The sequence below is a fragment of the Hyphomonas sp. GM-8P genome, assembly GCF_003263315.1.
In the GTDB taxonomy this organism is placed as follows: domain Bacteria; phylum Pseudomonadota; class Alphaproteobacteria; order Caulobacterales; family Hyphomonadaceae; genus Hyphomonas.
In genome coordinates, this window is record NZ_AWFE01000061.1 from 95,264 (window position 1) to 108,511 (window position 13,248).

General features: G+C 62.5%; 11 protein-coding genes and 1 pseudogene. 9 read left to right on the forward strand and 3 right to left on the reverse strand.

The window, feature by feature from the left end; all coding sequences use genetic code 11:
* The first annotated feature begins 116 nt into the window (after positions 1 to 116).
* The 6 genes from rmuC (at position 117) to truA (ending at position 5,504) form a co-directional block, all read left to right on the forward strand.
* A complete protein-coding gene (rmuC, locus tag HY26_RS06910; protein WP_112073204.1) occupies positions 117 to 1,457 on the forward strand; it encodes a DNA recombination protein RmuC in 1,341 nt (446 codons plus the stop codon).
* A gap of 46 nt (positions 1,458 to 1,503) precedes the next feature.
* Positions 1,504 to 2,034 (forward strand): peptide deformylase, encoded by a 531-nt coding sequence (gene def / locus HY26_RS06915; protein ID WP_034763413.1) that lies wholly within the window; start codon positions 1,504 to 1,506, stop codon positions 2,032 to 2,034.
* Positions 2,035 to 2,079: 45 nt separating this feature from the next.
* Complete coding sequence (locus HY26_RS06920) at positions 2,080 to 3,069, forward strand: NADPH:quinone oxidoreductase family protein (protein ID WP_112073205.1); 990 nt, start codon at positions 2,080 to 2,082, stop codon at positions 3,067 to 3,069.
* A 56-nt stretch (positions 3,070 to 3,125) separates the two neighbouring features.
* A complete protein-coding gene (gene fmt / locus HY26_RS06925) occupies positions 3,126 to 4,079 on the forward strand; it encodes a methionyl-tRNA formyltransferase (protein WP_112073206.1) in 954 nt (317 codons plus the stop codon).
* Between the two features lie 172 nt (positions 4,080 to 4,251).
* The gene (locus tag HY26_RS06930; RefSeq protein ID WP_034763428.1) at positions 4,252 to 4,740 is read left to right on the forward strand and encodes a GNAT family N-acetyltransferase; all 489 of its coding nucleotides are present in this window, start codon (positions 4,252 to 4,254) and stop codon (positions 4,738 to 4,740) included.
* An 11-nt stretch (positions 4,741 to 4,751) separates the two neighbouring features.
* A complete protein-coding gene (gene truA / locus HY26_RS06935) occupies positions 4,752 to 5,504 on the forward strand; it encodes a tRNA pseudouridine(38-40) synthase TruA (protein WP_034763431.1) in 753 nt (250 codons plus the stop codon).
* A 47-nt stretch (positions 5,505 to 5,551) separates the two neighbouring features.
* On the opposite strand, the gene HY26_RS06940 is transcribed toward truA, so the two are convergent.
* On the reverse strand, positions 5,552 to 6,850 hold the full coding sequence (locus HY26_RS06940) for an APC family permease (RefSeq protein ID WP_199288543.1): 1,299 nt from the start codon (positions 6,848 to 6,850) through the stop codon (positions 5,552 to 5,554).
* Positions 6,851 to 6,880: 30 nt separating this feature from the next.
* Positions 6,881 to 9,118: a copper-translocating P-type ATPase gene (locus HY26_RS06945; RefSeq protein WP_112073208.1), complete on the reverse strand. Its 2,238-nt coding sequence runs from the start codon at positions 9,116 to 9,118 to the stop codon at positions 6,881 to 6,883.
* Positions 9,119 to 9,244: 126 nt separating this feature from the next.
* Here HY26_RS06945 and HY26_RS06950 point away from each other — a divergent pair, with 126 nt between their 5' ends.
* Positions 9,245 to 10,480: an acyl-CoA dehydrogenase family protein gene (locus tag HY26_RS06950; RefSeq protein ID WP_034763439.1), complete on the forward strand. Its 1,236-nt coding sequence runs from the start codon at positions 9,245 to 9,247 to the stop codon at positions 10,478 to 10,480.
* Positions 10,477 to 10,842, forward strand: a pseudogene (locus HY26_RS06955) (EthD domain-containing protein). The gene HY26_RS06950 and the pseudogene HY26_RS06955 overlap by 4 nt, the downstream one beginning before the upstream one ends.
* A gap of 25 nt (positions 10,843 to 10,867) precedes the next feature.
* Here the strand turns inward: HY26_RS06955 and HY26_RS06960 are convergent.
* Positions 10,868 to 11,578: a CPBP family intramembrane glutamic endopeptidase gene (locus HY26_RS06960; RefSeq protein ID WP_158531438.1), complete on the reverse strand. Its 711-nt coding sequence runs from the start codon at positions 11,576 to 11,578 to the stop codon at positions 10,868 to 10,870.
* Positions 11,579 to 11,836: 258 nt separating this feature from the next.
* Between HY26_RS06960 and HY26_RS06965 the strand changes: the two genes are divergently transcribed.
* Positions 11,837 to 13,246 (forward strand): mechanosensitive ion channel family protein, encoded by a 1,410-nt coding sequence (locus HY26_RS06965; RefSeq protein WP_112073210.1) that lies wholly within the window; start codon positions 11,837 to 11,839, stop codon positions 13,244 to 13,246.
* Positions 13,247 to 13,248 lie beyond the last annotated feature (2 nt).

The following is a 13,248-nucleotide window of genomic DNA, read 5'->3' on the forward strand; positions in this document are numbered from 1 at the left end:
CGGGTAAATAGGCCGCTCATGCGCATCGGGCAAGCATATTTCGACTTGCAGGCGAAGTTCTCGACACTTGTTGTTGTTCCATATATGTTCCTCTGGAATCATGCCAGAGAGGCTGAATGGAACCGATCGTCACCATTGCCGGGCAGAATTTTGATCTTGCCCACCTGATCCTCTTCTTCCTCGCCCTCGGGGCAGGCGTAATCGCGTGGATGCAGCTCAGCACGGCGCAGCAGAAGGCCGAGCGGCTGACTCTGGACCTGGAGCGCGCCACCGATGAGCGCGAAGCGGCGTTGCAGCGCGCTCAGACACTGGAATCGGTCGCACGCGAAGCCGAGATCGCGCTGGCCGAGGCCAGGGCCCGCAGCGCCGAGGACGAGAAGAAATTTGCCGACATGGCGCAGGGTGTGCTGCGGCAGGCCAATGCCCAGTTCCTGCAGCTCGCGAACGAGACGTTCGAGAAGCACAAGGAAGGCGCGCAGGGCCAACTGAAGGAGCTGATCAAGCCCATCGGCGAGAATTTCGACGCCTTCAAGAAACGCGTGGACGAGATCGAGAAAGTCCGTACCGAGGACAAGTCGGCCATCCAGGAACAGGTGAAGGCAATCCATGAGAGCCTGAAGCTCAACACGACGGAGACTGGCAAGCTGGTCAGCGCCCTGACGGCCCCGAAAGGTGGCGGGCGTTGGGGGGAGATGACGCTCCGCAATGTGATGGAGCAGGCGGGCCTTTCGGCGCATTGCGACTTCTCTGAGCAGGTGCACGACGATACCGAAGCGGGCCGCCAACGCCCGGACGCGGTGATCCACCTGCCGGGCGAACGGCAGATCGTGGTCGATTCCAAGGTCTCGCTGGCGTCGTATATGGCGGCGGTAAATGCCGAGGACCCGGCCGAACGCGCCGCGCACCTGAAGGCTCATGCGGCCAGCGTCCAGCGCCACGTGAATACGCTCGCTTCCAAGGACTATCAGTCAAATCTCGGCAACCGGTTCGACTACATCGCCATGTTCATTCCGGGGGAGAATTTCTTCGCTGCCGCGTTGGAACATTCTCCTGACCTGATCGAGAAGGCGATGAGCCGGTCCGTGATCGTGACCACGCCGACGACGCTGATCGCGCTCGCGCGCACGGTGGCCCATCTCTGGCGCCAGCATCAGATGAACGAGAACGCCATGGAGGCCGCGCATCTCGGTGCAGACCTCTACACCCGCATGGGCGTGATGCTGGGTCATATCGAAAAGCTCGGCAAATCGCTGAACGGTTCGGTTGACCATTTCAATTCCATGATGGGCTCGTTCGACAAGCGCGTGCTGCCGACATTGCGCAAGTTCGAGGACATGAAGATCGCTCCGCCGAACAAGGCCCCAGCAGAGCCGAAGCCAATCGAATCCCGCGCAAACACGCCGGAAAGCGGCCAATTGGACTTCGGAGACCCGAAGCGCCTGCCAGCAGCGGAATGATGGCAGGCCGTTGACCGGGCGGGGGCGCGCGCCTATCTGAAAAATCATGGCTATTCGCGAAATCCTCACTGTTCCTGATCCGCGCCTGAAAGAGGTGTCAAAGCCCGTTGAGGGCGGCGTCACCGACGAGATCCGCGCGCTCATGGATGACATGCTGGAAACCATGTACGACGCGCCGGGCATTGGCCTTGCCGCGATCCAGATCGGCGTGCCGCTGCGCGTTATCGTGATGGACCTCGCCAAGGAAGGCGAGGAGCCTCAGCCGCGCTATTTCGTGAACCCGGAAATCGTCGAGACCGTGGAAGAAACCCAGCCCTATGAAGAGGGCTGCCTCTCTGTGCCGGACATTTTCGACGAGGTCGAACGTCCCTCCAAATGCCTCATCCGCTATCTCGATTATGATGGCTTCAAGATCGAGGAATGGGCCGAGGATCTCTACGCGGTCTGCATCCAGCACGAGATGGACCATCTCGAAGGCACGCTGTTCATCGACTATCTGTCGCGCCTCAAGCGCCAGCGCGCGATCGACAAGGTGAAGAAGGCAACCAAGCGTAAAATCCGCGAAGACGCCGCCTGATCGCCCGGATCAGCGCAGGACGCCCAGCCTTGTGAGGATCCCACCGTGAAAGCCGTTGTCGCCGAGACGCTCGAGTCGCTCGAAAGCTACCAGTTCAAGGACGTCGAAACACCTGCGCCGGAAAAAGGCCAGGTACTGATCCGCGTGGCTGCGTGCGGCGTCGGCTATGTCGATGCGCTGGTTGCGTTGGGGCGCTACCAGGTCAAACCACCGCTGCCGCACACACCGGGCCGAGAGGTCTCTGGCATCGTCGAAGCGGTCGGAGACGGCGTCACCGGGATCTCCGTGGGCGACCGGGTCATGACAATGACGGCGAACGGCTTTGCCGAATATGCGCTCGCGCCGGCAGCCATGGTCATCAAGCTTCCGCAGACGATCGGTTTCGCCGAAGCGGCCAGTCTGCCCCTCAATTATCTGACAGCCCAGCATGGCCTGAAGGATCGCGCCGCTTTGGCAGCAGGTGAGACGGTGCTCGTCTTCGGCGCGGCAGGCGGTGTCGGGTCTGCAGCGACCCAGGTCGCCAAGGCGCTCGGCGCCCGCGTCATTGCCGCGGCCTCTACGGAAGAGAAGCGTGCCTTCGCGCTGGCGCATGGCGCCGACGATGTCATCGACACAGAGCCCGAAGGCTGGCGCGACCGGCTGAAGGCGCTGACTGGCGGCAAGGGACCGGACGTGGTCTTTGATCCTGTCTGCGGCCCGCTCTTTGAACCTGCCTTCCGGTCACTGCGTTGGCGCGGACGGCACATGGTGGTGGGCTTTGTCGGCGGTCCGATCCCGGCGCTGCCGTCGAACCTCACGCTGATGAAGGGCGCGGCCCTGATGGGCGTCGATGTCCGCCAGCATCTCGAATATGAGCTGCCTCAGGCGATTGCTGCCCTGCAGGAAATTGCGGGCTGGGCAGCTGACGGAAAGATCCGTCCACCTGTCGGCAAGGTCTACCCGTTCAGCCAGTTCGGCGAGGCCATGGTCTTCGCCCTTTCCGGCAAGGGCGCTGGCAAGGTCGTGCTCGAAGTCGCGCCAAATGGCGGCGCCTGACACCGGCGGCAGCCTGCCGCTTTGCAAGCCCTTGATTAGCCGATAAGTCCGCGCCCATGACCAACCCGCTCCGCATCGCCTTTATGGGAAGCCCTGATATTGCCGTTGGCGTGCTGAAAGCGCTGATCGCGGCCGGGCACGACATTGCCTGCGTCTATTCCCAGCCGCCGCGCCCCGCCGGCCGTGGCAGGAAGCTGACGCCAACGGCTGTCCACGCTTTTGCCGAATCGCGGGGGCTGGAAGTCCGCACACCGAAAAGTCTGAAGAAAGAGCCGGAGCAGGAAGCATTCGCTGCGCTCGGCCTCGATGCCGCCGTGGTCGTTGCCTATGGCCTGATCCTGCCGCAGGCGATCCTCGATGCCCCGCGCCTTGGCTGCCTCAACATGCACGCCTCGATCCTGCCGCGCTGGCGGGGCGCCGCGCCGATCCAGCGCGCCATCATGGCGGGCGACACGGAAACCGGCGTCGATGCCATGCTGATGGATGCCGGGCTTGATACCGGTCCGGTGCTCGCCTCGCGCCGCACACCGATCACCACCGAAGACACCGCCGGCAGCGTGCATGACCGGCTGGCGGACCTCGCCGCAGAGCTTGCCCCTTACGCGCTGGCCGGCCTGGCCGATGGCAGCCTGACGCCCCGGCCACAGCCGGAAGAAGGGATCACATATGCCCACAAGCTGGGCCCGTCAGATCAGAAGGTCGACTGGACCCGCCCGGCGCGTGAGGTGGACTGCCAGATCCGGGGGCTGTCACCGTTCCCGGGCGCGTGGTGCGAATGGACCCCGCCGGGCAGCGCAACGCCAGTGCGTCTGAAGCTGCTCAATTCCCGGCTTTCAGGCCGCGAAACGTCCGCGCCTGCGGGCATGGTGCTGGACGACAATCTGCTGGTCGCTTGCGGGGACGGCAGCGCCGTGCGCCTGACGCGCCTGCAGAAACCGGGCGGAAAGCCGCTCGACTCGGATGTCTTCCTGAATGGCCAGCCGATCCCTCCGGACACGATGCTTGTCTGAGCAAATGTAATTTCTGCGTGTGTTTAGAACTGTTGCAACTTCACCAGTTCTAGCCTAGGGTGCAGGAAGTGCTGGGGGGTCAGTGCCGGACGCCAGATTGGTAATATCTAAAGGGGTATGAGGGCCCAGCAGGGTCCCCATGCCTTGTTGTTGCGACCAGAACGGCCACCAAATGAACAAAACCTGGATCCGCCGGCTGAAGCCTGAAGATCTTGATAAAGTCGCCGCCCTCAACACACTGGCCTTCGGTGGCACCGAAGAGGCCTCCATTGTGCGGCACCTGCATGCGGATCACGACTCTCTCCTGTCGCTTGTCACACACAGGGGGGATGAATTGGTCGGCCATATTGAGTTTTTTCGTATCCTCATAGGTGGAAAGCCGTCTGCTGTCGGGTTGGGGCCGATGAGCGTGCTCCCGGAACTGCAGGGACGGGGAATCGGCAGTTCACTTGTCCGCATGGGCCTGCTGGTCATGGCCGGGCGGGGCGAGAGTCTGGTCTTCGTGCTCGGGCATCCGGAATTCTATACGAAGCTTGGATTTTCGGCCGATCTGGCCAAGCCGTTTGTCGCGCCCTGGTCGGGTCCGGCCTTCATGGCGCACGCCATCAATCCGGGCGCACCGGAATCGGGCGAATTGACGTATCCGGCTGCCTTCGGCTAGGGGCGGGGCCGATGCCCCGCTACAGACTCCTCATCGAATACCATGGCGGCCCCTTCCAGGGCTGGCAAAAGCTGCCGGATGTGCCGACGGTCCAGGGCACGCTGGAGGCGGCGGCTGCGCAACTGGATGGCGCTCCCGTCGAGGTGTTCGGCGCGGGCCGTACTGACAGCGGTGTGCACGCGACCGGCCAGGTCGCGCATATGGACCTTCAGATCGACCGGGGCCGCAAGGTTGCCGATGCGATGAACTTCCATCTTCGCCCGCACCCGATTGCGGTGCTGAAGGCGGAGGAAGTCAGCGAAGACTTTCACGCACGCTTCAATGCGACCCAGCGGCATTATCGCTATGTGATCATCAACCGGCGGGCAGACCTCGCGCTGGACCGGGGGCTTGCTTGGCGGGTGCCGTCAAAACTCAGTGCAGAGAAGATGCACGAGGCCGCACAGGCGCTGGTCGGCACGCATGACTTTACCACCTTCCGCGATACAGACTGCCAGGCGCTGACGCCCGTAAAGACGCTGAACGAGATCAGGGTCTGGCGGGAAGGTGAGCGCGTCATCGTTACCTGCCGGGCGCAGAGCTTTATCCACCGGCAGGTCCGCTCCATGGTCGGCAGCCTGGTCGATGTCGGCCGGGGCAAGCAACCGGTCAGCTGGATCGCCGATATCCTCGCCGCCGCCGACCGCACGCAATGTGGCCCTATCGCCCCGGCAGACGGGCTCTACCTGACGCAGGTCGATTACGATCAGGCTGCGCGTTCCTGAACACAGTGAACGGAATTGCGTATGGAAAGCCCGACGTATTTCGGCTTCTATTCGCTCCGCCACACTTTCAGGAAAAAGCGTTCGAAGGCAAAGACAATCAGGATGCCCGATGCAGCGATCAGGACAATGGCCGGATCAGCATGCCATTTCAGAACAAGAAATGCGGCGAGCGCCAGGGCATCCAGCACCATGGCCGTGATCAACACAAGCGGCGTTGCACCAACATCCTTTCTGAGGTGCCGGAACACACCCCAGTGAATGATAATGTCCATCACAAGGTAGAAGATTGCACCGAGAGACGCGATCCGGCTGAGATCGAACAAGGCAGCAAGAAGTGCGGCAGCGACCACAGTGTAAACGAGCGTGTGGCGCTGGACAGTTCCGGGCATACCGAAATGTTCATGCGGGATGAGGCTCATATCGGTCAGCATGGCCAGCATGCGTGACACCGCAAAAAGACTGGCAAGCAGGCCGGAAGCGGTCGCGATAATCGCGATCGCCACGGTGAACCACAGCCCGTAATTGCCGAGTGCAGGCCGGGCGGCTTCAGCCAGTGCATAGTCTTTCGCTGAAATGATTTCCGGGATCGACAGCGTGGATCCCACTGCAAAACAGACCAGCAGATAGACAAATGTACAGATGGCCAGCGAGATCATGATCGCCCGCCCGACATTCCGTTTCGGGTCTTTCACCTCGTCGCCGCTATTGGTGATGGTCGTGAAGCCCTTGAAGGCAAGGATGGCCAGGGCCACACCGGCCAGGAAGCCGCCGGGTGAAGTGTCGCTTACGAGATCCTTTTCTGCGGGCTGAAAGCTGAAGCCGGCTGCCCAGAGCGCCACCAGGGCGAAGATCAGTATTCCGCCTATCTTCAGGATTGCTGTAATCTGAGAGATGCGGTCGATAAGCTGATTTCCGGCAATGTTGATTACAAAGGCGAGAACGATCAGGCCAACGGCCAGCAACGGCACCAGCATGCCGCCTTCGATGCCGAAAAGCTGCAAGGTGTAAGTGCCGAAGGTCCGGGCGACGAGACTCTCATTGATGATCATGGAAAAGGCGATCAGCAGGGCCGCACCGCCTGTCACAGTCGACGGTCCATAGGCGCGCTTCAGGATCATGGCGATGCCGCCCGCGCTCGGATACTTGTTCGACACCTTGATGTAGGAATAGGCGCTGAAGCCGCTCACGATCGCTGCCGCGAGGAAGGCCAGCGGAAAGAGGCTCCCAGCGAGTTCGGCGACCTGTCCTGTCAGCGCAAAGATGCCGGCGCCAATCATGACGCCAGTGCCCATGGCCACCGTTCCTGAAAGGGTCAGCGACCCTTGCTCGTATTGGTCTTCACGCATTCGAATTTCCCGCGGAATTGACCGCGCTGTTCAAAGCTTCAACGCACGGAGACGCAATGCGTTGCTTATGACGGAAACTGAAGACAGGCTCATCGCCGCTGCGGCGATCATCGGGCTCAGCAGCAGGCCGAAGAAGGGGTAGAGGATACCTGCCGCCACCGGCACGCCGAGCGAGTTGTAGACAAAGGCGAAGAACAGGTTCTGGCGGATGTTCCGCATCGTCGCGCGGCTGAGTTCGCGGGCCTTTGCGGCGCCCATCAGGTCGCCCTTCACCAGGGTGACGCCCGCGCTTTCCATGGCGACGTCCGTTCCGGTACCCATGGCGATGCCGACATTGGCCAGGGCGAGAGCCGGGGCGTCATTGATGCCGTCGCCCGCCATGGCCACTACCGCACCATCCGCCTGAAGTTTTGCGACCACGTCCTTCTTGTCTTCCGGGGAGACGTCGGCCTGCACCTCGTCGATGCCGAGCGTCTTGGCCACCGCGCGGGCGGTGGTTTCATTGTCCCCGGTCAGCATGACGACGCGGAGGCCTTCAGAATGCAGACGGTCGATGGCCTCCTGTGTCGTCTCCTTGATCGGGTCAGCGACGCCGACCAGGCCTGCGGGCTTGCCATCCACGGCGACGAACATGACGGTCTGGCCTTTGGTGCGATAGTCATCGGCCTTGCTGGCGAGTGCCTCGTCGAAGGCACCGATGCGCCGCATCAGCTTTGCATTGCCGACGGCGACCTTCCGGCCGTCCACTTCCGCTTCGGCGCCTTCGCCGGTCGTCGACCGGAAACCGGACGCCTTGCCGGGCTTCAGGTCCCGCTTTTCCGTGCCCCGCACGATGGCGGCGGCGAGGGGGTGTTCGGAGGAGGTCTCGACTCCGGCGGCCAGCTTGAGCAGGTCGTCTTCGGAAAATTCCTTCGCCGATTCCACGGTGACGAGTTCCGGATGGCCCTCGGTCAGCGTACCAGTCTTGTCGACAACGATCGTGTCGACCTTTTCCATCGTCTCCAGCGCATCGGCATTGCGGATCAGCACGCCCGCCTGCGCGCCCTTGCCGGTGGCGACCATGATCGACATCGGGGTGGCGAGGCCTAGCGCACAGGGGCAGGCGATGATCAGCACCGCAACGGCATTGACGAGGGCGTGGGCGAAGCGCGGCTCCGGTCCCACCGCCAGCCAGATGACGAAGGTGGCCACCGCGATCAGCACGACCGCCGGCACGAAGTATCCCGACACGGTATCGGCCAGTCCCTGGATCGGCGCGCGGGAACGCTGGGCCTCTGCCACCATTTTCACAATACGCGACAGCAGCGTCTCGTCGCCGACATGAGTGGCTTCCAAGACGAAGGCGCCGGTCTGATTGACGGTACCGCCGGTCACCTTGTCGCCCGTGCTCTTTTCCACCGGTACAGGTTCGCCGGTCACCATGGACTCATCCACGCTGGAGCTGCCTTCGAGGATTTCGCCATCGACGGGCACGCTCTCGCCGGGGCGCACGCGCAAGCGGTCGCCGGTTTTTACATTTTCAAGCGCAATGTCTTCTTCGCTGCCATCCTCGCGCACGATGCGGGCGGTTGGCGGGGTCAGTTGCAGCAGCGCGCGGATCGCCCCCGAGGTTGCCCGCCGCGCCCGCAACTCCAGCACCTGGCCCAGCAGAACCAGCGTGGTGATGACGGCGGCAGACTCGAAATAGACCGGAACCCGCCCGTCATGCCCGCGCAGGGTGTCGGGGAAGATGCCGGGTGCCACAGTCGCGGCCAGCGAATAGAAATAGGCGACGCCCGTGCCGAGCGCGATTAGGGTGAACATGTTCGGGCTGCGGTTCACGACGGAGCGCCAGCCGCGCACGAAGAAGGGCCAGCCGCACCAGGCGACGACCGGCGTTGCCAGCATGGCCTGCATCCAGTTGAAGGCAGGCGTCTTCGTGAAGCCGGGCAGGGAGATGCCGGGGATCATCTCGCCCATTGTCAGCACCAGCAATGGCACGGACAGGACGACACCGACCCAGAAACGCCTTGTCATGTCATCCAGTTCGGACGTGTCCTCTTCTGCTGTGGCTGTTTCAGCTTCCAGCGCCATGCCGCAGATCGGGCAGCCTGTGTTGGAGGTTTCGCGCACCTGCGGGTGCATCGGGCAGGTCCACACCGTGCCGGTATAGCCGGGCGGGATATGGTCATAGGCGCTGTCGGGCTTGTCCGGCTCTGCCGCATGGTCGTGGTGGCAGTGACCGCCGGAATGTTCGTGATCATGATGGCCGGATGGATCATGGGTCATGGTGCAAAGGTAAGCACGATCGTGCCAGGAAAGAAGGGGCACGTTCAAAAGGGTCTGACGCGAAGTCAGGCTTGCGGGCGCGTCGTTCCGCACTAGCCTCCCCGTCAAAAGACAAGGGAGCGAAACATGGCGATTGATTTCACGATACCGGAAGAGGCGAAAGAAGTACGCGAGCGCGTGCGCAAATGGGTGCAGGAAGAATGCATCCCCGCCGAGAAGGCGATGGCGGCGGGCAAGCCCTACAAGGAAGTGTTGGCCGAGCTGCGCGCCAAGGCCCGCGCGAAGGGTTTGTGGCTACCCTTCTTCCCGGTCGAGCATGGCGGTATGGGCCTCGGGCCGCTCGCCAACGCACTGGTCCAGATGGAACTCGGGCAGAGCCATCTCGGCGCGCTCTCCATGAACTCCCAGGGTCCGGACGATGCCACCATGCTGACGCTGCTGGCACACGGCACAGACTTCCAGAAAGAGAAATACCTGAAGCCGCTGATCAATGGCGAGAAGCGGATCTGCTATTCCATGACGGAGAAGGCCGCGGGCGCCGACGCCACCGGCATGAAGACGACCGCCGTGAAAGACGGCAAGGGCAACTACGTCCTCAACGGTGAGAAATGGTTCTCCTCCGCCGCCACCGCTGCCGACATCGCAGTCGTCATGGCCAAGACCAATCCGGAAGCGCCGCGCCACCAGCAATATTCCACCTTCATCGTGGAGCTGCCGAACCCCGGCTACAACATCATTCGCGATATCCCCACCATGGCGGTCCACGGGCCGCACTATGCCGAAATGGGCGGTGGCCATGCCGAGGTGAAAATCGAGAATCTCGTCGTGCCGGAAGAGAACCTGCTCGGCGGCGAAGGGCAGGGTTTCGCCATGGGCCAGCACCGGCTTGCTTATGGGCGCCTGCGTCACGGCATGCACAATGTTGCCATGGCCCAGCGCGCACTTGATCTGGCGACGGAACATGTCACCAGCCGCGAGACTTTCGGCAAGAAGCTGGAAGACCGTCAGGGCGTCCAGTTCATGCTGGCCGAATGTGCCAGCCAGCTCTACATCGCGCGCTTGATGCTGATGCACATCGCCTACAAGGCCGAGAACGGTATGGACATCCGCCAGGAGAATGGCATTGCGAAAGTGTTCCTCGCCAATATGGTGCACAAGGTGGTGGACACCGCGATCCAGCTGCACGGCGCGCTCGGCTATTCGCTCGATACGCCGCTGGCCGCCTGGTACACCCACATCCGCTCCCAGCGCCTCGTTGACGGGCCGGATGAAGTGCACAAGTGGATCACCGGCAAGAACGTGATCCGCGCCTACAAGAAAGACGGCACCAGCGCCGCCGCAGCCGGTGGAGACCTGCTGTGATCAAGCTGACTTTCTGTCTGCGGCGCCTACCGCATCTCACGCGGGAGGAGTTCCAGACCTACTGGCGGGAGACCCACGCCCCGCTAGTGGCCAAGCATGCGGAGGTGCTCGGCATCCTCCGCTATGTCTAGAACCATACGGCGTACGATGAAATGAATGCGGGTATGCAGGCCAGCCGCGGCGGGCCGCCTTCCTATGACGGCGTCGCCGAACTCTGGTTCGAAAGCGAAGAGGCGATGGCCGCCAATACCAGCGAGGCGGCGGCGAAAGCCGGCAGGGAACTCCTGGAGGACGAGAAGAAGTTCATCGACCTCGCCAACTCCCCCCTCTGGTTCGGGGACGAGTTCGAGGTGGTGAAATAGTCCGCTCGGGCCGCTCCACGCGCGGCTAGATATCCCATCCCATGTACATGCCGGTGATGCCGAGCGCGTCAACACAGGCGTGGGCGATGATCAGGGGCCAGAGGTTTCGCTTGTAAAGCAGGAACAGGCCGCCGATGACGGCCCCGATCATGCCCGTCGTGATCCATCCGCTGAGGCCCTGATAATAGAAATGACCATATCCGAAGATCAGCCCTGCGATGAAGACAGCCAGAACAGGTGCCAGAGGCAGGCCTTTGAAGGCTGTCTGCAGCCGCGTGATGAGATAGCCGCGGAAGAACATTTCTTCTGCTAGTCCGCCGCTGACGATGCCGATGGCAAGCCACATCAGATAGACTGGCAGGTTTCCGGCGATGCCAGTAAAGCGATCCGTTGCCGCGTCCTGACCTTCTGGCAGGGGCTCAATTCCGATGGCTTGCAAGGCCACTTGCGTAACAACGCCGGTAACGATGATCGCGACGATGCCCAGCAGGGTCTGAGGCATCATGAGCCATTTGCTCTTCGCTCCCGGAACTGCGCGCAGTCCCATGCCTGACCAGTATATGCCCCGGCGTCGCAGATAGACGGTCAGGAGAACCAGCAGCGTGATGAGAGAAACAGGACCGGAAAACCGCCAGAAGAAATGATCGAGCGCGGCCTTGGAAAGAAACGCGATAGCCACGACGGCAATAACTTCCGCCAGCGCTTTGGAGCGCTCGCGGTTCGAAAAGGTGTTCATGATCTGGAAGTCCCTCTGCGTTTGCTCCCGCCTGAAGTTCGGCGAACATGAGGCGGATGCCGCGAGGCAGCTATTTGGATGCAGACGGGTGAGGAAAGAATCTGGACCGCCAACAGTCGGTGCCGAACTGCTCGGGGACAAGAGGAAATGCATCGCTCTCGCCAATTCCCCACTCTGGTCAGGGAATAAGTTCAAAGTTGTTGGCTCGTCCTTGCCGCCGCGGATGGAACCTTTCTGCGTCTCGTGTATTCTGGGAGAGTGAATTCGCGTTCAAACCTGACCGGCGTTCCCGCCGTGCTGACGGGCTGGCTCTTCGCCGGCTTGATTGTGCTTTGCCTCGTCCTGATGAGCCCGGCCGCGCTGGCGCAGGCACCTGAGCCGCCGACAGACCCGACCCCCGCCATCCAGACGCCCCCGCCGCAGGCAGGCGATGCGGAGATCAAAACGCGCATCTCGGAAATTTTTGCCGAGATCGCGACGCTGCGCCGGGTGACTGTGGAGGTGAACCATGGCGTCGTGACGCTGGGTGGGGAAGTGGCCAGCAGTGCCGCCGTCACCCGCGCCGAGGAGATTGCCTTGCGCGTGAATGGCGTCGTCACGGTTGAGAACCAGATCGAACGGCGCCTCGCGGTGGAGGACAGTTCCACATCGATCTTCGGAGATCCGTCCGGCCGCTTGCAGAAAGTCTACCGCGCCCTGCCGCTCTACGGCGTGTCGCTGGGCGTGTTCCTGGTCATTGTGCTTTTCGGGCATTTGCTCGCCTCATGGCGCAGCTTCTGGCGCCTCATTCTGCCCAACCCATTCCTGGTGGAGCTCGTCTCCGGCGCATTCCGCATCGTGATGCTGCTGGTCGCGTTGATTGCGGCGATGAACATTCTTGGCGCGACGGCGATGATGGGCACGATCCTCGGCGGGGCGGGCGTGATCGGCCTCGCCATCGGCTTCTCCGTGCGCGACACGCTGGAGAACTACATCTCCTCCATCATGCTCAGTGTACGCCAGCCCTTTCGCGCGAACGAGCATGTCGTCATCGACCAGCATGAAGGCAAGGTGATGCGGCTCACCTCCCGCTCCACCGTCCTGATGACGCTGGACGGCAATCATCTGCGCATCCCGAACTCTACCGTGTTCAAGGCAGTGATCCTGAACTATACCCGCAATCCGGAACGCCGGTTCCAGTTCGATCTCGGTGTGGATGCGGCCGACGATCCGGTCGCGGCTATGCAACTCGGCCTCGACCGGATGAAGGCGCTGCCCTTCATCCTGCAGACGCCGGAGCCGGAGGCCTTCATCCAGACGGTCGGCGATTCCAATATCGTGCTGCGCTTCATGGGGTGGGTCGACCAGCGGGAGACGAATTTCGGCAAGGCCCGAGGCCTCGCCATCGCGGCGACCAAGGATGCACTGGAGGAAGGTGGCTTCACCCTGCCGGAGCCGATCTACCGCGTCCGCTTCGACAGCGGCGTAGAAGACGCGCTGAAAAGCACGAAGCCGGCACCCGGTGCAGCCGCCCGGCCGCCGCAAGCGCCGCCACGCCCGAAAGCCCCCGTCGACACGAGCGAGGCCGCCGACGTCGCCGCGGACAATACGATCGACGAAAAAGTCGCCGCCGAACGCGCCAGCAGCAAGGAAGCCGACCTGCTGGATGAAGAAAGCCCGGTTGAGTAGGG